This is a genomic window from Dyadobacter sp. CECT 9275 (assembly GCF_907164905.1).
Lineage (GTDB): Bacteria > Bacteroidota > Bacteroidia > Cytophagales > Spirosomataceae > Dyadobacter > Dyadobacter helix.
The window spans coordinates 577564-601219 of record NZ_CAJRAF010000002.1 but is presented as its reverse complement, the minus strand read 5'-3'; the positions used below and the strand labels follow the sequence as shown (position 1 = coordinate 601219).

The following is a 23656-nucleotide window of genomic DNA, read 5'->3' as shown; positions in this document are numbered from 1 at the left end:
AACGGTTTTTTAAAGGTTATTCTTCTATGTCGAACTCTTCTGCACGGTTTAAGTAAGATGTTGAAACTTATCGGTTATACCTTCCTGTCTGTGATACTGGTGTGTTATGCGCACGCACAAAAGCCAGACTCCCTGCTGCTGAAAAACTACAGACCTAAGTCCATTTACAAAATACCGGTCACCAGAATTACCAGAGCCAGATTTCCGGTAATTGACATGCACGCACATCAGACAGAGGCGAAAACGGATGCGGAAATAAGGGAATGGGTTGGCCGGATGGACAGGCTGGGTATTGAGAAGACAATCGTTCTTACCATGCTGACCGGTGCAGCCTTTGACTCAGTATACAAGATGTATGCTCCTTATGGTGAGCGGTTTGAGCTGTGGTGTGGGTTTGATTATACCGGATATAACGAGCCGGGATGGAGCGCGCGGGCGGTGAAAGAGCTTGAACGCTGTGCCAGAGTGGGAGCCCGGGGAGTGGGCGAGCTGGGAGACAAAGGGTTGGGTGAACTTTTCTCGGAACCGGTTCAGGCCTATGGTATGCATATCGACGACCTGCGTATGAAGCCATTGTTTCAGAAATGCGGTGAGTTGAAAATGCCGGTGAATGTGCATGTCGCGGAACCGATGTGGATGTATGAGCCCATGGACTCTACCAACGATGGGCTGATGAATGCGTATGACTGGAAAGTTGACCAAACCAAACCTGGGTTTATGGGCCATTCCGGGTTGATACAGACCCTTGAAAATGTGGTAAGGGACAATCCGGGCACGACATTTATTGCCTGCCACCTGGCCAACTGCGAATACGATCTCAGTATTTTGGGCCGGTTATTGTCTAAGTACAAAAATCTTTATGCAGATTTCGCTGCCAGATATGCAGAGGTGGCACCAATTCCCAGATATATGCATACCTTCTTTGAGAAATACCAGGACAAACTGCTGTACGGAACTGACATGCGGGCTACGTATGAAATGTACGAGATGACGTTCAGAATACTGGAAACCAGGGACGAGCATTTTTATGCGATCGATCTTACCGGTTATCATTGGCCGTTGCAGGGCTTCGGACTGCCGGATGAAGTATTAAAGAAGATATATAAAGCCAACGCATCCAGGATTTTGCGCAGGAAATAATAACACTTCACTGCCTGTATCACCAAGCGTTTTGGGCCAGTAAGTCATGTAATTAATTGCAGTTATGTATTATAATGAGGTATTTAAAACCATACTCTTTCTGAGCATGGTCATAGGGGTGGTCTCGTTCCGACCCTCAGGGTATAGTGACACTTTAAGCGTAAAGCCCAAGCCAGATTGGGAAAAGATCGGGCCCGGTGGGGGAGGTGCTACTTTTATTCCGACGTTTTCTTACCACAGTTCTCAGGATTTTCTGCTGAAATGTGATATGACCGGGTCTTACCTTACCAAAAACGGTGGGAAGTCATATCAGCAGATCAACTTTCCAAACGGATCGAGCAGTTTTGCTTATGACCCGGCAGACTCCAACACGATTTACATAGGATCTAACACCTTAAACAGAAGCCGGGACGGAGGGAAAACCTGGGAGCAGCTTTTCCCGCTAAAAAATGAAATTGTCCGAGAAACTTATTCCGGCGATCACGCTACTTATCAAATAGAAACTAAAGCAGGGTCACTATATGAAACGACAGAAGGACGTATAGGGGCTATCCGTGTGGATCCGGTACACTCGTCGACTTTGTATTTCAGTATGGGCAGGTTTCTGTTTTATACGGTAAACAGCGGGAAAACCTGGGAGAAAAAAGACATCGGGAAACGGATAGAATACCTGTATAGTAATGCCGCCGGGTTGAAAAACGAGTTGATTGTATTCACAGCGGAGTCTTGTTATACTTTTAATAAAGCAACCCGCAAGATCACGCCCAGAAGTCTGCCGAAAGCGATGAGCCCCGCCTTTTCGTTCACTGCCGGAAGTGAATCCAAAGGAGGTAAGGAAATATTTTATGCCTTGCATCATGACCCCAAAAAGGAGATCAGGGAGGAATTTGGATATAGCGAGGTGTGGATTTCGGAGGATAGAGGAAATAACTGGAAGAGGATCGATAATGCGTTGATTACCAATGCTCTGTCGGGTAAAACACCCAGTTATTCGATGATCTCCTGTGCGGAATTTGATGCGCACCAAGTATATCTGGTGACCAATCGTTATGAAGAGAAAAAGGATGGTGGTTTTAATTACTGGTATGGTGCGTTGAAATCGGGCAACGCGGGCAAAACCTGGGATTGGGTATGGAAAGGCGGGGGAGGTTCAGGGCAATATGGTGTGAAAGATGGAATGGATGCGGCGAATCTTAAAGACGCCTGGACGGCAAAGGCATTTGGGGGTGAATACATCAGGCTGATGGATGTGGGCGTATCTCCGCTGGACGGGAAAGTTGCCATCGTAACGGATTGGTATAGAGCCATGAAGACCATCGATGGTGGTAAATCATGGAATGAAATTTACAGTGAGCCACAGTCTGATGGGTCCTATAAAAGCAGAGGACTTGACGTTACCACCAGTTACGGCGTTCACTTCGATCCTTTCGATAGCAGCCACATAGCCATTAGTTATACCGATATTGGTTATCATCACAGTTTCAATGGAGGCAAAAGCTGGGTACGTGCGGCGGATGGTGTTCCTGCTGAATGGGTTAATACCTGTTACTGGGTAGAATTTGATCCAAAGGTAAAAGGGAAAATGTGGTCGGGGTGGTCGGGTATGCATGATTATCCCAGAGGGAAAATGACCAGGAACCCTTCGTGGAAGAAATCGGCGAAGGGCGGTGTTTGTGTTTCTACTGATGGCGGCAAAACCTGGAAGCCCAGCATAGAAGGCATGGGTATGGATTCTCCCGTAACCAGTATCATCCTTGACCCGGACTCTGCGCCCGGAAACCGCACATTGTACGCCAGCGTTTATTCCAAAGGCGTTTTCAAGTCAACGGATGATGGTAAAACCTGGCAATTGAAAAACAAGGGAATGGGCGAGAACACCTGTGCTTTTGAGCTAACCCGTACAGGCAACGGCACACTTTTTCTGACCGTGAGTGCAACACCGGCGCATAAAAGTGGCAAAAAAGGAAGGGAGTTTTATTCTGGGGCAGTTTATAGATCCACAGACGGCGCAGAAAACTGGACGAAACTCAATGTTTCCGACGGACTGCTTTTCCCGAATGGCATCGAATCAGATCCCGCGAACCCGGATCGCATATACCTGGCGGGTTGGGCAGATATCGACCTGAGTGATCTCGTCGGCGGCGATGTGGCGCGTTCAACAGGCGGTAATGAAAAACTGGAGATACCGGGAGGGATTTTTCTTTCCGAGGATGGTGGTAACACCTGGAAAACCATTTTTGATAAAAAACAGTACGTCTACGACGTGACCGCCGACCCTTATCATCCGGGGAGGCTCTATTGTAATACCTTCAACAGTGAGGCTTACAGGAGCGATGATTACGGGAAAACCTGGAACAAAATCAAAGGTTATGATTTTCACTGGGGGCAGCGGATTACCGTGGACCGGAACGATCCGGAACAGATTTACATCAACACATTTGGGTCAAGCGTATGGCATGGGGCTCCCGTTGCAGAAAGTGCAAAATACAAAAACCCGAACGGGAGAAATGATACCTGGGGATATATGGGTTTTGGTGGGGGAGGCGCTATGTTTTACCCGGCCGTGAGTCCGCATAACTCCAATCGTGCTATGGTTGCCTGCGATATGACGGGTTCGTTTGCTACTGACGACGGAGGCAAATCCTGGCGGATGTTCAACCTGAAAGGCCCGGTCAGCTACTTTGTTTTTGATCCTGTTGATTCCAATGTAGTCTATGCTAATTCCATAGCATTATACAAAAGTGTCGATCGAGGCAATACCTGGTCCCTGTTTTATCCGTCGCCTTCCATTGTCCACGGGATTGTTTCGCAGGGAGATCATGCAAGTGAAAGAGTAGTAACCAAGGATAGTACCTTGCACAAAGTCCTTGCTTTTGCTGTGGACCCTGCTGACTCAAAAAAGTTGTATGCTGCAATCTCTGTGGATGACCAACAGTCTTTCTACATATCTTCAGACGGAGGGGTGAGTTGGAAAAAAGAGCGGGAATTAATGGGCGAAACCAAAAACATTTACATTCATCCAAATTCACCGCCGACCGACAGAACCATTTTTATTTGTGGTAAAAACACGATTACCAAACGCGAAAAGGGAATCTGGAAAATTAACAGAAATCCGGATGTCAATAAACTTACTGAGTTTGCGGGAGGTTTTGACAAACAGAGCAAGAATTTTGTTATCTACGCCATTTCAGGTACTTCGTACTTCAATCCCGACAAAGAGAACTCAGGTATTTATTACACAAATAATGGCGGGGAAACCTGGGAAAACAGGCAACAGGGTTTGATAAAATTGGCGGTAAAAGGAGCAGAAATGCCTGAATGGCGAAGTATTGCTACCAGCGCGCAGCACCCTGAAGTGGTGTATGTTTCGTATGCAAATCTGAAGGTACATCAGGACACAACCTCCCTTGGCGTAGCTAAAAGTGAAGACTATGGCCAAACCTGGAAACTCGTCTGGAAGGATGATCTTACCAAAGGAAGAAATACAGTCTCCAAAAATTTTGAAAACGAATGGCTCAACGAGCGTTTCGGACCGACCTGGGGAGAAAATCCATTTTCAATCGGTGTGTCGCCTACAAATCCGGATCTTTGTTATGCTACGGATTTCGGACGCTCGGTAAAATCATCCAACGGAGGCAGAACCTGGGAACAGGTATATACCCGAAGAAAGAAAGGTGGTGGCTGGACCTCGCGGGGCTTGGAGGTGACAACAAGTTATGCCGTGGTTTTTGATCCATTCGATAAGGATCATGTTTTCATAGCCAATACGGATATTGGCCTCATGGAAAGCAAGGACGGCGGAGAAAGCTGGCTGAGTGCTACTCAAAACAACGGCGTTCCACGTTCCTGGATCAACAGTACCTACTGGCTGGCATTTGATCCGGAAGTGAAAGGACGTGTATGGGCCGCCATGAGCGGGACACACGATCTGCCCAGACCGAAAATGTGGCGGAAAGGCGGGACAAAGGGGTATGAAGGGGGTGTTTTAGTGAGTGAGAATACAGGTAAAACCTGGATGCCCATCAGCAAGGATATAGGAGAGGGCGCGGTAACGCACATCCTGATCGATCCGGCAAGTGACCCGCAAAAGCGCACACTCTATGCCTGCGTTTTTGGTAAAGGCGTATACAAATCCACCGATGGTGGCAAAACCTGGAAACAGCACAATAACGGAATCGAAGGTGAAGAGCCTTTTGCCTGGCGGCTTGTCAAACGAGAGCAGGACAATACGCTGTTTCTTGTGGTGAACCGAAGAAGTGAAAATGGCAGAATGGGTGCTGGTGACGGTGCTTTGTACCGCTCTGATGACGGGGCCGGATCGTGGACAAAAATGAAACTTCCGGAGGGTACCAATGGTCCGACCAGTCTTGAGGTAGATTTCCAAAATCAGCAACGGCTCATCCTTTCGGCCTGGGGGCGGAAAACAGCGGGTCAATTTTCGCCAGATACCGGCGGAGGAATTTTTGTTTCCGATGATGATGGAAAAACCTGGAAGGCCGTTCTGAAAAATGATCAGCACATACATGACATCACTTACGATGCCCGTACGAACACCTTTTATGCCTGCGGATTTAGTGGTTCTGCTTACAGATCCGGGGATTCGGGAAATTCCTGGACTCGTATGGAAGGATATAATTTCAAATGGGGGAAAAGAGTGGACCCTGATCCGCGCGACCCGGAAAAAGTTTTTATTGTAACCTTCGGTGGAGGTATCTGGCATGGACCGGCGAAGGGAGATGGTAGTGCAGTGGAGGATATTGTTGAGTAGTTTTTTCCATTGAGCAGTCGGCAGTTGCGGTAAGCAGTTTTGGGAAGGGCACTGGGGGTGCGAATCATTCTTTTATATAAGTTACAAGTTGCCCGGTTCAAAATTAATCTTTCAAGGTTAAACAGATTCTTTCTTTTGTATTGATAAGAAAAGGCCAATGTAGTTTATGAGTAATAGATTTTGGTTATTGAAATATAGAATTAATCAATTGTGATTATATTTTATAATACTTTAACTTTATCGTTCTGTACAAATACAAGGTGCAAATTATTGTTTAACACATGAACTTATAAAAAATGGAGAACGAATCAGGCGACATCAGTAAATGCCCTTTTCACAATGGTACCATGAAACAGAATGTAGGAGGAGGTGGCACCCGTAACCGTGACTGGTGGCCCAATCAGTTAAAACTTAGTATTCTGCGTCAGCATTCCGCCCTGTCTGACCCCATGGGTGGAGAATTTAACTATGCCGAAGCCTTTAAAAGCCTCGATCTGGAAGCCGTTAAGCAAGACCTTCACGCCCTGATGACCGACTCTCAGGACTGGTGGCCTGCCGATTTCGGACATTATGGCCCTTTGTTTATCCGTATGGCATGGCACAGTGCCGGAACTTACCGTGTGGGAGATGGTCGCGGAGGCGCAGGGGCCGGGCAGCAGCGTTTCGCACCGCTGAACAGCTGGCCCGATAACGTAAGTTTGGATAAGGCGCGAAGACTGCTCTGGCCTATTAAACAAAAGTATGGAAATAAACTTTCCTGGGCCGATTTGATGATCCTTACCGGCAATGTTGCTCTGGAATCAATGGGTTTTAAGACATTTGGTTTTGCGGGTGGCCGTGCTGATGTCTGGGAACCAGAAGAAGATGTGTACTGGGGTGCCGAAACTACCTGGCTTGGTAATGAGCAGCGTTATGCGGATGGTACTTCAGGTGTTGCCGGGCATGGAGTGGTATCATCTGATGAAGATGCAGACGGGAAAACCCATAACCGTAACCTGGAAAACCCACTGGCAGCGGCGCACATGGGTCTTATTTATGTGAATCCCGAAGGGCCTGATGGTAATCCTGATCCTGTTGCAGCCGCCAGGGATATTCGCGAAACATTCGGCCGTATGGCTATGAATGATGAGGAAACGGTGGCTTTAATTGCCGGTGGACATAGTTTTGGTAAAACCCATGGTGCTGCCCCTTCTGACCACGTCGGAAAAGAACCGGAAGCAGCGGATGTTGAATTACAGGGCCTTGGATGGAGCAATAGCTACGGTTCGGGTAGTGGTGCTGATACCATTACGAGCGGTCTGGAGGTCATCTGGACTAAAACACCCACACAATGGAGTAACAATTTCTTTGAAAACCTTTTCGCTTTTGACTGGGAATTGACCAAAAGTCCTGCGGGTGCGCACCAGTGGGTGGCCAAAAATGCCGGGGATATCATCCCTGATGCTTACGACAGCTCAAAAAAACATGCGCCAACCATGCTAACCACGGATCTTTCTTTGAGGTTCGATCCGGTGTACGAGAAAATATCAAGAAACTTTCTGGAAAATCCTGACGCATTCGCGGATGCTTTTGCCCGAGCCTGGTTCAAATTAACACACCGTGACATGGGGCCTCGCTCCCGTTACCTGGGGCCGGATGTACCCCAGGAGGTATTGATCTGGCAGGACCCTATTCCCGCAGTAGATCATCCGTTAATTGATGCAACCGATGCGACTGCTCTCAAGGCCAATATACTGGCATCAGGACTGACAGTCTCTGAACTGGTTGCTACTGCCTGGGCGTCAGCAAGTACCTTCCGTGGATCTGACAAACGTGGCGGAGCAAACGGTGCGCGGGTCAGACTGGCTCCGCAAAAGGACTGGAAGGTGAACAATCCGGCTCAGCTCAGCAAAGTACTGGGTATTCTGGAAAGCATCCAGAAAGAATTTAATGATACACAGGCAGGAGGTAAAAAAGTTTCACTGGCAGATCTCATCGTGCTGGCGGGTAATGCAGGAGTTGAAAAGGCGGCCGGCAATAGCATCACGGTTCCTTTCTCACCGGGCCGTATGGATGCCTCGCAGGAACAGACGGATGTGGAATCAGTTGGGTATCTTGAACCGGCTGCCGATGGTTTCAGGAATTATCGAAAAACGCGCTCCTCTGTATCCACCGAAGCATTGCTGATCGACAAAGCACAGCTGCTTACCCTGACTGCACCCGAACTGACGGTACTGGTGGGGGGTATGCGTGCTCTGGATACGAATTTCGATGGTTCTAAAAATGGTGTTTTAACCACCCGCCCTGGCCAGCTGACAAACGATTTCTTCGTTAATCTGCTGGATATGAATACCAGCTGGAAAACAATGGGTGACGACCGGGAACTTTATCTGGGGAGTGACCGTAAGAGCGGTCAGCCCAGGTGGACCGCTACCCGAGCGGACCTTGTATTTGGTTCTAACTCGGAGCTGAGAGCCATTGCCGAAGTATATGGCAGTGCGGATGCACAGGATAAATTTGTAAACGATTTCGTTGCAGCCTGGAGTAAGGTGATGAACCTGGATCGGTTTGATTTAGCCTGATTCCTGCGTTTGAGTGATGGTAAAAGGGGGTGTTCCGGAAAGTTTCGGAACACCCCCTTTTTGTATGCTGCCGAAGTAAAATTTGGAACGGTTATTTCAGCAGCGTTCCGTCTTTCATTTTCTCAAGTGTTGTTTCGAAGGACTCGTGGGAGGTACCCCCCGCCACTTTTTGAGCCTCCACTGCCTTGGTCTGCCATTCTATTGCTTCCTCCTTTCTCCCGAGTTTGTACAGGAGCTGGGCATACGTATCGATGTAGGCCGGGTTCCCAAGCCGCATAGGATGGGTGGTATTTTTGTAAAGTGTATTAAAAAATTCCTGTGATTGATAGGACCATTTCAGTGCTCTTTCGAGATCATCTATTTTGGACGACATTTCAAAAACATGCCAGGCATGTTCATTCAGGTCCATATGAAAAAACTGAGACTGGGGGATTATCGGCATACCAGGATGTTTTGCTTTCGTGCCTGCGGGGGCTTTGGCTGGATTCATAAGCCTGGCATCCATGCGTTTCAGCGAATCCGCGGTCAGGTGCATGTGTGTGTGATCAAGAAATTGTGTTGCCTCAGTGATGTACTGGGTGGTATCCTTCATTTCGTACAGAAACCGAAGCATATTTCGCTGGCTGGCAATCCTTCCCTGCCAAAAGTCCGGCGAGTAGGTCCGCATGATAAAATAGCCGGTCTGGCCTGCTAGTTCACGGTCTTTTTTCTGTACCGCCTTTTGCATGGAGGCGGAAATGATAGCGTTATTCATCGCCACGGCTTCCTGGTAGGGAGCTGTTTTGTACATACTGTCGATCATCTTCTGTGGAGTTACCGCCTGGATGGCTTTATACACTTTGCTATCCAATGAAGGGCCATGCAGATAAATAAATTTCACCACCCTGAAACTACTCAGTGAGTCCAGTGGAAGTGCGCCGGTATATATCTCCAGAAGTTCGGTCACAGATAAGCCCGCCTGGCTGCGCTTAACAATATATTCTTCCAGGAATTTCGGTGTTCTGACACCACTTTTATATTCCTTTACATAATCACTTAACTGCTTCCCTGTCCTTCTCTTTAATGCAATGTCAGCTTGTTCGGTATAAATGAAGGGTGCACTGGCAGCACCGGTGTACCTGTTCAACACGTTACCATGGGCATCGGCAAAAAGAGATACCGGCCCCTTTTTTATCTCAAACTTTTCTCCCAGCTTACGTCCTTCTTCGGTCTCCATATTCACCCTTACTGAAATAAAATTCCGCCCGAAGATTTCCTTCAGATCAATAGAAGTAAAGGCTTCTGTGGTAATTTCGATGCAACGGTTGCAACCGCTGTCGTCCAGTTGTATGAAAATTAGTTTTTTTTCTGCCTGGGCGAGCTGAGATACCTCTTCCCATGTAGATTTTCTGACAAAGTTGATTTGACAAAATGCTGGTACTGTAAGCAGTAACAGTATCAGGGAGATAGCTGTTTTCATGGTCAGGTGGATGGTAGTTTTTTCAAATGTAACTGAAATTTAATACAGTAATGTTATGCCGATATTCAGTTCGTTACCTGCTCAGAATATAAGCTGATAGAAATACATGCTAACGATCGGCAGCATGTATTTCGAAAGGTTCATACTTTTAACCCGTTCACTATTACCCGCATCCGTTACTGCCCGCTGGAATGCCAGCTCTGTCCGGTTTACCTAAAACCAAAGATCAGTGGAAATAGAAACACCACAATAATACTCCAGAGGATGTAAACGGGAAGGTAGTATGCGATGGTTTTTCCAACTTCTGTGATACTCGTTTTTTTGGACAATACTCTGAAAAGTTGCCAGGTTACGAGCAGCAGATTAATCAGGATCAATACGTTGCCTCCCAGTACTGCTGCCCTGTTGGGCGTAACCCCCCATTCCGAAATCCTGAACAAAATGGCAGACAGTGCAATACCATTGACTATAATCGTCAGAACGGATAACGAAAAAAGAATGCCGGTTGTCAGCCTGCTTTTAGCTGTTCGGGAGGTTTCGGCGATGGAAAAGAAAATGATGGCCATCACACCGACCAGTAAACCGTTGAAAATCAATAGAAATTCCCTGTCGTTGTAAGGGTCTTTGCGGGCGTAAATGATTGCCACCAGGTAGGTTGCCAGCATCACAAGTACCAGGGGGCTGAATATTCGGGCAATCACCGGCGAAACTTTACCTACCAGCTGCGGATTGGTTTGGGTGAGGTAAGTACCTACGATAGGTGCGGCAGAGAGTCCGGAGATCACAATGTATTCGAAATAAAATTTTTCTATCTGAAAACCGATAAGGCTGAAAAGATTAATGGTGAGACCGGTCATGATCCCGCCGGAGATCAGAATCAGGGTAGTCATCACGACCAGGTCACCGTTATACTTTAGATAACCCAGCCGTTTCTCGACATTATTTCCCTTGCTACCGACAAATGCAAAACCTAATATCGCCCATAGAAACAACACCAGGTGAATGCAGGATAAAACTAAAGTATCACTGCCCTTTTGATCGGGGAGTGTGTTGATGAAAACCAGAGCCGCCAGCATTACCACCGCCATGAAGGCAATTGTTGCTACCGAAAGCTTGTTTTTCCAGGCAAAGTATGCCGACAATACCGGGAAGACAATAAAGCCGATATTCCTGCTAAAAAAGAAGTCAGTATTCAGGTCAAACATGACAGGTAGTTTTGCGATGAAGGCCACCAGTATAGAAGCTCCGATTACATAAGTAAGATCTTTGGCGCTGCCCCAGGATATCTCTTCCTGGGCGAGGTTTAGCCTGGCATGCCAGAAGCCTGCAAGCGGGCTGTCCTGTATTTCGGGGTACAGTGTCTTAAATGCACGCCTAAAAGTCTGTTTGTCCGTGCGATACAATCTTTCAAGCTGTCCGGGGTTGTCAAGGTTTGACAGGATTTCATCTTTCATAAAACAGCAGATTAATTTAAGTGATTTAAAAGTACTTTGTGTTACAAAGTAAATTATTTAAAAAATTAATATCCAAATTCAGGACATATTTTTTTTAAGATGGACTGGAGCTGAGAAGTTATACCAGCCTGCAGGCATTTCGCAAGTGGGTATAGCAGTAACGTTTGGTACGTTGCGCCAAACGTATTGATCACACCGGCAGACACTTATTTAAGATTAAAAAAGTCCTGAAAATTGCCACTTGCGACAATTTCCAGGACTTTCGGTAATCTCTGGAGATACTTAAAAAAAAATGTTTCAGAAGTATCCCTTCGCCTTTTCCAGTGCTGCGCCAAGGCCGCTAAGATCAGAACCGCCGGCGGTTGCAAAGAAAGGCTGTCCGCCGCCACCGCCTTTGATTTCTCTGGCCAGTTCTTTTACGATCTTGCCAGCATTCAGATCGGCGTCCCGTACGAGGTTTTCGGCAATGTAAACCGATAACTGCGGTTTGCCATTTACTTCGGCTCCGAATACGGCAATCAGATTATCTACCTGATCTTTCAGTTCATAAGACAGTTGTTTAAGGGATTCTGCCGCAGGAACTTCAACTTTTTCGATCACCATATTAAAAGCCTGATACTTTTTAACCTTTTCCAGCAGGCTGGTTTTCAGTGTTCGTATCTTTTCGTTTTCCAGAGAAGCCACTTTTTTCTGAAGCGTATTTTTTTCTTCCAGAAGGTTCTCAACAGTTTTCAGCAGATCGGCCGGGCTTTTGAGAAGCTCTTTGAGTTTATTCAATGTTTCTTCCTGGCTGCGCATCAGCTCGAGTGCTTTTTCTCCCGTTACCGCTTCCACCCGCCGTACGCCAGCAGAAACCGAACCTTCCGAAGTAAACTTGAATAGTCCTATTTCACCTGTCGAAGGGATATGTGTACCGCCGCAAAGCTCAAATGAAAACGAAGGGTCAAATATTACCACCCTAACGAAATCACCATATTTTTCACCAAAAGTTGCCGTTGCACCCATTGCTATCGCTTCCTGAATGGGTACGTTGGTCATGACTTTTAAGGGAATATTTTCACGGATTTTTGTATTGACAATATCCTCGATTTTCTGAAGTTCCTCATCTGTTACCTTCGCAAAATGAGAAAAGTCAAAACGTAGTATTTCATCGTTCAGATACGACCCTTTTTGCCCGATGTGTGTACCCAGCACTTCCCGCATTGACGACAGCATCAGGTGCGTGGCGCTGTGGTTCGCTTTAATCTTATGTCTTCTGGCGGCATCAATCTTTGCCCTTACCACACCCGAATTCTGAAGGATGCCGTCCAGGTTTTTGTCTTTTGAGATATGGACAAAAAGATCGTTCTCCTTTTTGGTATCTGCAATGGTAACTTTCCGGCCATCTGCCAGTTCGAGCGTTCCGGTATCACCCACCTGGCCACCCATTTCGGCGTAAAAAGGGGTACGGTCCAACACGATGTGGTACTCTTCACCTGCTTTGGTTTTTACTTTTCTGTATTTTACAATGTGGCTGTGGGTTTCCTCAAAGTCGTAACCGAGGAATTCCACCCCATCAGATTCACGCAGTTCGATCCAGTCCGTGGCTTCCTTGGCTGCATCCTGGCGGGAGCGTTTTTTCTGTTCTGCCAGAGCGTGCTGAAAACCAGCCTCGTCAATCTGAAGACCTTTTTCCCGGGCAATAAGCGCGGTAAGGTCAACCGGAAAACCGAAGGTATCACTCAGTTCAAATACTTCGTTTCCTTCAATGACATTGATACCTTTTGCCTTCAGCGAGGTAGTGATATTGTCCAGGCGTTTCAGTCCGGACTCCAGGGTGCGCAGGAAGCTTTTTTCTTCCTCAAGAATCACTTTGGTAACAAATTCTTCCTGATTTTTAAGCTCACTGAAAACATCCTTGAATTGCTCGGCCAGCACCGGAACCAGTTGATGGAAAAACGGTTCCTGCAAGCCCAGGTAAGAGTAGCCATAGCGAACGGCTCTGCGCAGGATGCGGCGGATCACATATCCTGCTTTTACATTCGAGGGCAGCTGGCCGTCGGTAATGGCGAAGGCAACGGCGCGGATGTGGTCAGCTATCACGCGCATGGCGATATCCGCGTAAATTTCATTGCCATACACTTTTCCCGATAACTTAGCCAGAACGCCAATGGTATGCTGGAAAACGTCGGTATCGTAGTTGGACGTTTTGTTCTGGACGGCCATACAAAGCCTTTCAAATCCCATCCCGGTATCCACGTGTGTTGCAGGCAGGGCAACCAGGGAGCCGTCTGCCTTACGCTCAAACTGCATAAATACCAGATTCCATATTTCTACCACCTGCGGGTGATCATTGTTCACCAGCGATTTGCCCGAAACCTGGTCAACATCTGCCTGGGGACGCAAGTCGATATGGATTTCGGAACACGGGCCACAAGGGCCGGTATCCCCCATTTCCCAGAAATTGTCTTTTTTATTTCCGAGAATGATACGGTCTTCGCCCACAATCGGTTTCCACAGATCCCAGGCTTCCTGGTCAAACGGCACATTATCTTTTGAATCTCCCTCAAAAACAGATACGTACAGGCGATCTTTCGGAAGTTTATACACCTCAGTAAGCAGCTCCCAGGCCCATGTAATGGCTTCTTTCTTGAAATAATCACCGAAAGACCAGTTTCCCAGCATTTCAAACATGGTATGGTGATAGGTATCAAAGCCTACATCTTCAAGGTCGTTGTGCTTTCCCGAAACGCGCAAACATTTTTGTGTATCGGCAATCCGTCTGGCTGGCGGGGTACCATTTCCAAGGAAAAAGTCTTTAAACTGCGCCATTCCCGAATTGTTGAACATCAGGGTAGGGTCGTTTTTAGCTACCAGCGGTGCTGACGGAACGATGAGGTGCTCCTTACTTTTAAAAAAGTCCAGAAATGCCTGGCGTATTTGCTGCGAGGTCATAAAAAAGATTTGCGATTTTAGCTCAGAAATCCGGTATTGTTACCAGATTCGTATCATGAAAAATTCCCGCAAAGGTAGTGAAAAAATGTGTCGGGATTAAGATTGTCTCCGCTTTTCCTGGGAGTTCATCAGGAATAAAAATCAGATTGGCGCCAACCTGTCAGGCTCTCAGGCTTGCTCAGACAGCATCAGCAAAATTTCATGTAAACAGTGTAGGATTTATTTTCAGTAGCTTATTGATTATGAAGGCATAAAATACGTTCACAATCAATAAGCCCTGCCAGGATTGCAGGAATTGCTATCTCCACTGCATCAGCGCCGAATTAAGTGCTTCTTCTACGCGGAACCTGGGTTTATGGAAATAAATGAGTCCGTGGCCGGGTAACATGATATCCGTATCCACCTTTGAAAATTTCAGCAGGGACTGGGTATATATTTTTTTGTCAAAATCAATGGAACCATCCCAGCCAAAATCACCTACCAGCAGGGTACCTATAACGTCCCCACTGACCACCACCCGTTTTCCGTCCCAGTTGAAAAGGTAGGCCGTGCAGCCCATGCTGTGACCCGGAAGGTGCATGACCTGAAAATCAATACCTGCCAGATGCAATGTTTCGCCATCGGTAACCAACTGGTCTACCCGGAATGGCTTAAAGATTTTGTGATAAAGGTATCCGCAACAGCGGTCGTCCCCGGAAGATACCGCATCAGCGGTTTCACCGATGGATATAAATTTGACTCCTCTGGCAGAGAGGATATGTCCTGCACCGGCGTGGTCGTAATGCGGATGTGTTAATATGCAATGGGTTATGTCGTCCGGAGATAAATCCCAGTAGCGCATATTGTCGAAAATCTGTTCCAGGGTATCACCGCAGCCGCAGTCAAACAAGATCAGCCCCTGATCTGTTTTTAACACGTAAGAATTACCGTCGTTCCAAAGTGCTCCGAGCTGGTCAAAGGTAATTCCGTTAATATCACCACCTACCTGAAATAATCCTTTTAGTATCTGCATGGGCCAAAATTTAGTTACGATTGATAAAAACAGTACCCAAAATACGTCTGGCCAGGCTATGGCCCGCTGCCAGTTCTTCAATTATTTTCATCTGGGGGTATCGCGGTTTTTTTTGCTGGCCGAATTTTCAGAGGCAAGAGTATAATCGGAAGATGGCTATCTTTTTTTATCAAATCCGGTCGGAAAGGAGGAAGGTGCAACTGCCAGAATTTTCGGCCGGTCAGGATACGAAGTAACCTTTTAATACGCCTTAAATGAAACCCTATTCCGAGTATTCGGCCGAGGAGCTTGCGATGGAAAAGCTGTTTATCAGGTGGGTCCGGTTTCCCGACGACCCGGCCATAAGGACGTTTTGGGAAGGCTGGATCTTGAAAAATCCATCAATGAAAGAGACGGTTGACAAAGCGAAAGAATTGGTTTTTATTGCTTCCGACTGGAAACCGGATGCACTTTCAGGAAGCGAGGTCAACTCGCTATGGGGAAGGATCATGAGTTCACTGGAAATGATGTCTGAGCGTGACCGTGGGCAGACATCATCCGGAATTCTGTCGGGTAAGGGCAAGCTGAGTGCGGTCATCATAGGGGCCATTTCAGTGATGGCCATTTTACTTCTGTTTTATTATTCTATTTCAAAGTGATCCCCTGCTTTCTGGTGGTTACGGATAGCATGTCTTCGTTGTGACGGCTCCTTTCTGATTCTCCCGATATTTCTTTTTTCTTCCCGCCTTTCACTCCCGGCATTAGCAAGTAGAAACAAACCAGCGCGTAGTTTTTACAATACCGTGAGTTACTTAGACTTATTCGGTTGACATATGTGGTGGTAACGATAAGAAACACAGATATGACCTTCAAATTCAGTACTTCTCTCCGTATGGTTTGGCTGGCGAGCCTCTCTTTATTTTTTAGTCCAAAAATATTTGCGCAACAGGATACCGCCAAAACCAAGTTGCCGGTGAATATACTGGCCAGCCTCGTTCCGGGACACCCGCGCCTGCTGCTGTTACGGGATGAGGAGAAGGTGATAGCCCGGCAGGTAAAAACCAGGAAGGAGTGGCGTACGGTGCACGAAGCAATACTGGCCGAATGTGACAGGATGATGGGCCTGCCGCCGGTGGAGCATATTAAAATAGGAAGGAGGCTGCTCGACAAATCCCGTGAATGCTTGCGCCGGGTGTTTCAGTTGTCCTATGCTTTCAGAATGACGCGGGAGGAAAAATATCTTCACAGGGCGGAGAAAGAAATGCTTGCCGTTGCAGCTTTTTCGGACTGGAATCCCTCTCACTTTCTGGATGTTGCGGAGATGACCCTCGCCATGGCGATCGGGTACGACTGGCTTTACGCAAATTTGTCGGCCCAGGCTCGATTGCAGATACGCGAAGCGATCATTACCAAAGGAATTGAGCCGTCTTTTGATAAAAAATACAATGGGTTTCTGGGGTCTGAACATAACTGGAATCAGGTTTGCAATGCAGGAATGGCTTTTGGTGCCCTGGCCATTGCAGAGGATAAACCACAGCTGGCGGACAGTGTTATCAGAAGAGGAATTGAAACAATACCGAAAGCCATGCTGGCTTCTTTCCGTCCGGACGGTGCTTATCCTGAGGGATATAGTTACTGGGATTATGGGACGGGTTTTAATGTTTTGTTCATCAGCGCCCTGGAAAAATCTCTGGGAACGGATTTTGGGTTATCCTCTATGCCAGGGTTTCTCAAAACAGCGGGCTTCGTCCAAAACATGGTGGGCCCACTGGGTATGGTCCATAACTGGGGAGACAGCGGCCTGAAAACCGAACTCAATCCCACAGCCTTTTGGTTTGCTGACAGAACCAAAGATCCTTCATTATTATATGGCCAGGAAGAATTCATGCTGTCTGGTAAATCCAATGTTGGTAACAGGATACTGCCTGCCGTGCTCATCTGGGGAATTCACACAGATTTTTCGAAAATACAGCCTCCTAAAAACCACGTGTGGGTAGGGCAGGGGCATAGTCCCGTAGGCCTTATGCGTACCTCCTGGACAAATCCTAATGCCATTTTTGTGGGTTTCAAAGCAGGGTCTCCCTCCGTTAACCATGCGCATATGGATGCCGGGTCTTTTGTACTGGATGCGCTTGGGGAAAGATGGGCGATGGACTTTGGTATGCAGAACTACAATTCAATGGAAAGCAAAGGAGTGGACGTTTTCGGCAAAGGACAGGATGCTCAGCGCTGGCAGATATTCCGGTACAATAATCTGGTCCACAATACCCTCACTGTGGATGGTGCACTGCAACGCGTGAAAGGATATTCCAAAATAGACAGCTGGTCGGAAAGTCCAAAGCAAATGACGGTGACGTCGGATCTTTCCACGATTTATGAAGGGCAGCTGGCTTCTGCTAAAAGAGGTATAACGATCGAGAACAGCCAGTATGTGGTGATCAGGGATGAAGTGAAGGCTCCTGACAAAAATGTTACATTAAGATGGACGCTGCTCACGCCAGCAGCGGTCCGCTTTGTGAGTGATAAAAAAATTGAACTGACCCAGAACGGGAAAAAAATGTATCTTATTTTTGATACCCATGCGAAGATCACGCTGAAAACGTGGTCCACCGAGCCTACCCACGATTATGATGCACCTAATCCTGGGACGTATCTTACCGGGTTCGAAACGGAAATTCCCGCAGGTACATCCCAAACCTTTAACGCCTATTTTTCCGCAACCGAAGCAGGGCTGAAACCTGTTGCCAGGCTGGCCGAGTGGCCAGGGAAAAAATAGATTTCAGGCTGATGATCAAGAGCATGTGCCTGTCGGACACGGGTCTTCTATAAACCAATTGATAAGGCCGCTTTTTCTATAAAATTCAAGCATAGGAGAATAGAACATATAGCTGAGAAAGGGGGATTTTAATTTTTAAAAGAAAGCCAAAAGGGCTGAAAGCAGCTAGGGAGATACTTTCTTATCTGCTTTTTTTAGCCAGGATTTAAAGTGTTGGCTGATAGTTACTTATTTTCATTTTTAGTCTCCCTGTGTCAGGTATTTGCGTTGGTTTTTAGAAATTAATATTAGATAAGTACAAAATTTGATTGAAACACGCTGAATTGCTTTTGACTTCAATTTGATTTATCTATTAATAATTTCCTAAAAATTATTCGATATACCCAATGTTGGCAACGTTCCCGATAACGATTGCACAAATAAAATTCAAACTTCGCTTCCATTATCCTTGCCGAATCTTTAATCTCATGCTGTCGGAGTAAATTGGATTATCTGTACAAAAATTAGAATTATATGTTTTGTACAACATCTATTAAGTGTCTGACAGACATCATAAGCTCGGCCCTTCACAGGGACATTTCTCAACGGAGCAATACCCGGCCTTTCAGTCAGAATGATTACAGTGCATAACCAACTTAACTATTTAAAAACAAACCAATCCTACAAATGAAAAGAAGCTATACCCATGTATGGATGATTGTATGTGGAGGCACTTTTGCCGGCTTGCTCGGTTTGCAAACCACCGCATATGCATCCATTGAATTCAGGAAAACAACAGAGCGGAAAATTACACAGGGCGTGGAAAAAGTTGTGACCGGACAGGTTTTGTCTTCCGAAGACAATAGCCCTATTCCGGGCGTTTCTGTTATTGTGAAAGGTACCAGAGCCGGTACCAATACCGACGTGGACGGGAGGTACAAGATAGACATTACCGACGGTGCATCGGTGCTGGTTTTCTCGGCAGTAGGTTTTATTACGCAGGAAATAGTGGTTGGCAACAGAAATGTTGTGAATATTAATTTGTCCGTTGATCAGAAGACGCTGACCGAAGTTGTAGTGGTGGGTTACGGAAGCCAGAAAAAAAGCCAGTTGACCGGAGCCATTTCTTCTGTTTCAACAAAGCAGATCAGTGAAATGCCGATCACAAACATTGGCCAGGCCATGCAGGGGCGTGTAGCTGGTGTAGATGTGGCGCAGTCGGGAAGTAAGCCTGGCACGGTGCCTAAAGTCTTGATCAGGGGACGCAGATCCTTCAACGCAGGTAACAATCCGCTATATGTGGTAGATGGGATACCTCTTGCCGGGGATCGTAACGAGCTGATGTCCAGCCGTCCGTTCGATTTCACCTCCGGTGGGTTTGAAGACATAAATCCCAATGATGTTGCATCCATGGAAATCCTGAAGGATGCTACAGCAACGGCCATTTACGGAGCCAGAGGAGCCAATGGCGTGGTGTTGGTTACTACCAAACGCGGTGAATCAACCAAGGGCAAAACTACCATTAGTTATGACAACTATGTGGGAGTAACGGAGGCACTCGATAAAATCAGGCTTTTTACCGGTGCGGAGTTTGCGGAATATATCCGCGAATCTCGCCGTGGGATCGTGACGGGAAGCACATATAAAGACGAAAACGGAAATCCGGTACCCAGCGGGCAGAGTAATGCCTTTGCCGATTCAAAACTATTTGAGGCGGTGGAGCTCGACGGGATCAAGAACAACCGGACAACCGATTACCAGTCTATGATCCTCAGAAAAGGGTTTCAGCAGAACCATTCGCTTGGGGTGCAGGGGGGTAACGAAAAAACGCAGTTTTATATTTCGGGCAGCTATTTTAAAGATAAAGGAATCTCGGCGGGTCTGGATTTTACCAGGATGTCATTAAGAGCCAATATTGATCATAATATCAATAAAAGAATTAAAGTTGGAATTTCATCCTACATGATGTATTCCATCCGCAACGGTGCAGACTTAAACCCGTATTCTTTTACGCTCAACCAGAACCCATTGGGCAAGGCGTATGACGACAACGGAAAACCAATTTTTGCCCAAACCAATGACGCTTTGTTAACCAATCCGCTTTTTGAAATTGTACCGGGCGCGCAGGTGGATGAACGCAAAAAGTATAGAATTCTCAATAGCCTTTATACTGAAGTTAAAATTCTGGATGGCCTCAAATATCGTGTCAACTTCGGACCTGACTTTGCCATCGAAAGAGGCGGACGTTTTATAGGTTCGCAGACCAACGCGCGTAAAGGTGGTGATCCTCAGGCAGCTATATTCAATCAGTTCGGTTTCAACTGGACACTTGAAAACATCGTGACTTACAACAAAACGTTTGGCACAAGTCACAATCTGGGGATTACGGCCCTTCACTCGGTTCAGCGGGAGAATTTTGAGGCCAATACCATTTCCGTGCAGGGGGTACCGGCCGAAACACAGCAATTTTATAACGTTGGCAATGCCAGCGCCGTTCTGGGGGTAGGGAGTGTTTTGATTCCCTGGACATTAAACTCCTTTATGGCCCGTATTAATTATGATTATAACGATAAATATCTGCTTACGGTTACAGTCCGCCGGGATGGTTCAAGCCGTTTCGGTGAAAACACCAAGTATGGAAACTTTCCAGGGATCGCTTTGGGCTGGAACATGTCAAACGAAAATTTCCTGAAGGGTGTTAACTGGCTTGATCTCTTGAAATTAAGGGTTAGCTACGGTGTTGTTGGAAACCAGGGTGTAGCTCCTTATCAAACTCAAGGATTACTGGGCCGTACCATCTATGCGTGGGACAGTAACCCAGCTTATGGTTACCGTCCCAGCACCATCGGGAACCCAGATCTTAAATGGGAATCATCCGCTTCAACCAATATCGGATTGGACTTTAGCCTTTTCAAAGGAAGGGTGCAAGGCTCATTGGAAGTATATCAAACCAACACAACGGATCTGCTTTTGTCGGACCAATTGCCCGGATCTATCGGATTTAACGCAGTGACCCGGAACGTAGGTGAAACAAGGAACAGGGGTATTGAGCTTGGTGTCAGCACTATTAACGTTAACAGCAAAGGTGGATTCAAATGGACAACAGATTTCACTTTCACTAAAAATACCGAGGCGATTATTTCATTGTATAACGGTGCAAAGGATGATCTTGGGAACAAATGGTTCATAGGCTCACCGCTGTCCGAGTATTTCGACTATCAGAAAGAAGGTATCTGGCAGACCAATGAAGCAGATCAGGCAAAGGCCTATGGCAGCAGAGTTGGGCAGATCAAAGTGAAAGATCAGAACGGAGATGGAAAGATCAATGCGGATGACCGCGTAAAACTGGGATCAGATATTCCCGACTGGAGTGGTGGTATTACCAACCGATTCAATTACAAGGGGATTGACCTTTCGTTCTTTTTCTACGCACGTATCGGGCAGAAAATCATCAGTGGTTTTCACCAGAACAACAATGCACTTGCAGGACGTTACCAGCAGATGTACGTAGATTACTGGACACCCAATAACCCGACAAACGAATTTCCGCAGCCCAACAAGGATCAGGAATTTCCGGTTAACAACACCGCTATCATTTACTATGACGGCTCTTTTGTCAAACTCCGTAATGTTAATTTCGGGTATACATTTACCAACAAATTTACCCAGCGCCTTGGGCTTGAATCTTTAAGGATTTTTTCAAGTATTCAGCAGCCAAAGATATGGTCAAAATACCGGTCAAAATACAATGGTGTTGATCCAGAGTCCTCCACAAGCCCGACAGGTGGAAACAATAGCGCATCCGTTGGCGGGAATGTTACTCCTGCTACCCGGGTGATTACAGTGGGGCTAAATGTTAAGTTCTAGGAAACAGGGTGGAATTCTTTTAAAATTAATTCGTAAGACAATGGCTAACAGATATATATTAAAATCAATTAAGACCATCGGCGTATTGGCACTGCTACTGGGCGGACAAGCCTGTAACGACCTGCTGGATGAGGATGTGATCTCCAATATAGGCAATGACTATATCAATACCCCGAAAGGTTTTGAAGATGCGGCGAAGGCAGCCTATTCCTCGCTCAGGATTTACTATGGTACGCAGCAAGGGCTCACCATGACCGAGTACGGTACCGACTTATACGCCACCGGTGCCGATGGGGGGTACAAAGGTTTCCACTTCTACGATGCGCAGTTACAGCCAACGGTTGATTATCTGGCACAGGTGTGGGATGAACTTTACAAAGGGATCAATACCTGTAACGCGGTTATTGAGAGATCGTCAGCGGCGGATGTGTCCGACGCAGTGAAAAAACAGCGGGTTGCCGAAATGAAATTTCTCAGGGCGCATTATTATTTTATCCTGTTTCAGCAGTTCGGCGGTGTGGATCTGAGGCTGACCGAAACCCTTGTTCCTACCAAGGCTACCGCCAGGGCAACCGACGCGGACATGTATAAGGCCATTATTCAGGATCTGGAGGCAGCACTTCCTGATCTGGAAAATAAAGGAAAAGCGACCGACTATGGACGGGCAACCAAAGCAGCTGCGGAGCATTTGCTTTCAAAGGTGTATCTCACCAAAGGGAACTCAGCCAACAAAGCAGCCGATGATTACAGCAAAGCAGCCAGCTATGCATCCAATGTGATCAATAACTACGGTTTTAAATTACTTCCTGACTTTGCCAGCGTTTTTGATCAGGCAAATCAAAAACACGATGAAGTGGTTTTTGCGGTCCAATATACTACGGATGCACTCACCAATGGGTCAGGGAACAGCCTTCACCTTTATTTTGGAATGCAATACGACGTGCAGGCGGGCATGGAAAGAGACGTCCTGAACGGTCGTCCTTTTAAAAGGCTACGCCCTACTGCCTACTGTCTGGAAACTGTTTTCAAAGATAGGGTGAACGATTCCCGATACAAAAAGACCTTTAAGGATACATGGTTGAGCAACAAGCCAGGTACTTATAACACCGGAGACTGGGACAAATCCAAACCGACGGTAACGTTTAAAGCAGGCGATACCGCCATTTTTATCCCCGGTTACGAAATGACAATGGCAGAACGTGCCAAGAAACCGTATCAGGTTTTGGTTCCCAGTGCCTACAACGAAGCTCTTTTTCCAACTTTGAAGAAATTTCTTGACCCGCTTCGTCCGGATAAAACCTACGAGCCCGGTAGCCGTGACTATATGTGCTTCCGCCTGGCCGAGACCTATCTGATGCTGGCGGAGGCCCAGTTGCTGATGGGCAAGAAAACTGAAGCAACTACTGCGCTTAACGCCGTGCGCCGCAGAGCTGCCTGGCCGGGAAAAGAAGCTGCGATGGAAATAAAAGAAGCAGATATGACTATGGAAATGGTGATGGAAGAGCGCGGAAGAGAGCTTCTCGGAGAACAGACACGATGGATGGATCTTAAGCGTTGGGGTAATCTGGTGGAAAAAGTGAAGTTGTACAACCCGCAGGCGGCTCCCAATGTTGCAGCAAAACATCTGGTTCGTCCTATTCCTCAAACTCAGATTGACCGTACGGACGGAGGCTCTGCATCATTCCCGCAGAATCCTGGGTATTAAAAATATTTCTAATCAGATTAAT

The 23656-nt window shown here is 46.8% G+C and carries 11 protein-coding genes; 7 read left to right on the top strand and 4 right to left on the bottom strand.

From position 1 onward, the window contains the following. The first annotated feature begins 57 nt into the window (after positions 1-57). The 3 genes from KOE27_RS10645 to katG all read left to right on the top strand — a co-directional run bounded on the left by KOE27_RS10645 (position 58) and on the right by katG (position 8469). Positions 58-1140 (top strand): amidohydrolase family protein, encoded by a 1083-nt coding sequence (locus KOE27_RS10645; protein ID WP_215238866.1) that lies wholly within the window; start codon positions 58-60, stop codon positions 1138-1140. 64 nt (positions 1141-1204) lie between these two features. Further along, positions 1205-5908, top strand: a complete 4704-nt coding sequence (locus KOE27_RS10640; RefSeq protein WP_215238865.1) for a VPS10 domain-containing protein — start codon at positions 1205-1207, stop codon at positions 5906-5908. 296 nt (positions 5909-6204) lie between these two features. Further along, positions 6205-8469, top strand: a complete 2265-nt coding sequence (katG, locus tag KOE27_RS10635; protein ID WP_215238864.1) for a catalase/peroxidase HPI — start codon at positions 6205-6207, stop codon at positions 8467-8469. A gap of 91 nt (positions 8470-8560) precedes the next feature. Here katG and KOE27_RS10630 read toward each other — a convergent pair whose 3' ends face one another. The 4 genes from KOE27_RS10630 to KOE27_RS10615 form a co-directional block, all read right to left on the bottom strand. Next, positions 8561-9928 carry a thioredoxin fold domain-containing protein gene (locus KOE27_RS10630; protein ID WP_215238863.1) on the bottom strand — a complete coding sequence of 456 codons (1368 nt, stop codon included), beginning with the start codon at positions 9926-9928 and terminating at the stop codon, positions 8561-8563. A gap of 209 nt (positions 9929-10137) precedes the next feature. Next, the gene (locus KOE27_RS10625; protein WP_215238862.1) at positions 10138-11382 is read right to left on the bottom strand and encodes a hypothetical protein; all 1245 of its coding nucleotides are present in this window, start codon (positions 11380-11382) and stop codon (positions 10138-10140) included. A 297-nt stretch (positions 11383-11679) separates the two neighbouring features. Next, positions 11680-14316 (bottom strand): alanine--tRNA ligase, encoded by a 2637-nt coding sequence (gene alaS / locus KOE27_RS10620; RefSeq protein ID WP_215238861.1) that lies wholly within the window; start codon positions 14314-14316, stop codon positions 11680-11682. Between the two features lie 298 nt (positions 14317-14614). Beyond that, entirely contained in the window at positions 14615-15328 is a 714-nt protein-coding gene (locus KOE27_RS10615; protein WP_215238860.1) for an MBL fold metallo-hydrolase, read from the bottom strand. A gap of 254 nt (positions 15329-15582) precedes the next feature. Between KOE27_RS10615 and KOE27_RS10610 the strand changes: the two genes are divergently transcribed. The 4 genes from KOE27_RS10610 (at position 15583) to KOE27_RS10595 (ending at position 23634) form a co-directional block, all read left to right on the top strand. After that, positions 15583-15966 carry a hypothetical protein gene (locus tag KOE27_RS10610; protein ID WP_229252736.1) on the top strand — a complete coding sequence of 128 codons (384 nt, stop codon included), beginning with the start codon at positions 15583-15585 and terminating at the stop codon, positions 15964-15966. 203 nt (positions 15967-16169) lie between these two features. Continuing rightward, positions 16170-18083 (top strand): heparinase II/III domain-containing protein, encoded by a 1914-nt coding sequence (locus KOE27_RS10605; protein WP_215238859.1) that lies wholly within the window; start codon positions 16170-16172, stop codon positions 18081-18083. A 666-nt stretch (positions 18084-18749) separates the two neighbouring features. Beyond that, positions 18750-21929: a SusC/RagA family TonB-linked outer membrane protein gene (locus tag KOE27_RS10600; protein WP_229252735.1), complete on the top strand. Its 3180-nt coding sequence runs from the start codon at positions 18750-18752 to the stop codon at positions 21927-21929. A gap of 40 nt (positions 21930-21969) precedes the next feature. Next, the gene (locus KOE27_RS10595; protein WP_215238858.1) at positions 21970-23634 is read left to right on the top strand and encodes a RagB/SusD family nutrient uptake outer membrane protein; all 1665 of its coding nucleotides are present in this window, start codon (positions 21970-21972) and stop codon (positions 23632-23634) included. Positions 23635-23656 lie beyond the last annotated feature (22 nt).

What these genes read in the sequence shown, in the direction of transcription:
- KOE27_RS10645 (WP_215238866.1), top strand. Translation starts at nt 58, where the DNA reads ATGTTGAAACTTATCGGTTATACCTTCCTGTCTGTGATACTGGTGTGT.
- KOE27_RS10640 (WP_215238865.1), top strand. Translation starts at nt 1,205, where the DNA reads ATGTATTATAATGAGGTATTTAAAACCATACTCTTTCTGAGCATGGTC.
- katG (WP_215238864.1), top strand. Translation starts at nt 6,205, where the DNA reads ATGGAGAACGAATCAGGCGACATCAGTAAATGCCCTTTTCACAATGGT.
- KOE27_RS10630 (WP_215238863.1), bottom strand. Translation starts at nt 9,928, where the DNA reads ATGAAAACAGCTATCTCCCTGATACTGTTACTGCTTACAGTACCAGCA.
- KOE27_RS10625 (WP_215238862.1), bottom strand. Translation starts at nt 11,382, where the DNA reads ATGAAAGATGAAATCCTGTCAAACCTTGACAACCCCGGACAGCTTGAA.
- alaS (WP_215238861.1), bottom strand. Translation starts at nt 14,316, where the DNA reads ATGACCTCGCAGCAAATACGCCAGGCATTTCTGGACTTTTTTAAAAGT.
- KOE27_RS10615 (WP_215238860.1), bottom strand. Translation starts at nt 15,328, where the DNA reads ATGCAGATACTAAAAGGATTATTTCAGGTAGGTGGTGATATTAACGGA.
- KOE27_RS10610 (WP_229252736.1), top strand. Translation starts at nt 15,583, where the DNA reads ATGAAACCCTATTCCGAGTATTCGGCCGAGGAGCTTGCGATGGAAAAG.
- KOE27_RS10605 (WP_215238859.1), top strand. Translation starts at nt 16,170, where the DNA reads ATGACCTTCAAATTCAGTACTTCTCTCCGTATGGTTTGGCTGGCGAGC.
- KOE27_RS10600 (WP_229252735.1), top strand. Translation starts at nt 18,750, where the DNA reads ATGAAAAGAAGCTATACCCATGTATGGATGATTGTATGTGGAGGCACT.
- KOE27_RS10595 (WP_215238858.1), top strand. Translation starts at nt 21,970, where the DNA reads ATGGCTAACAGATATATATTAAAATCAATTAAGACCATCGGCGTATTG.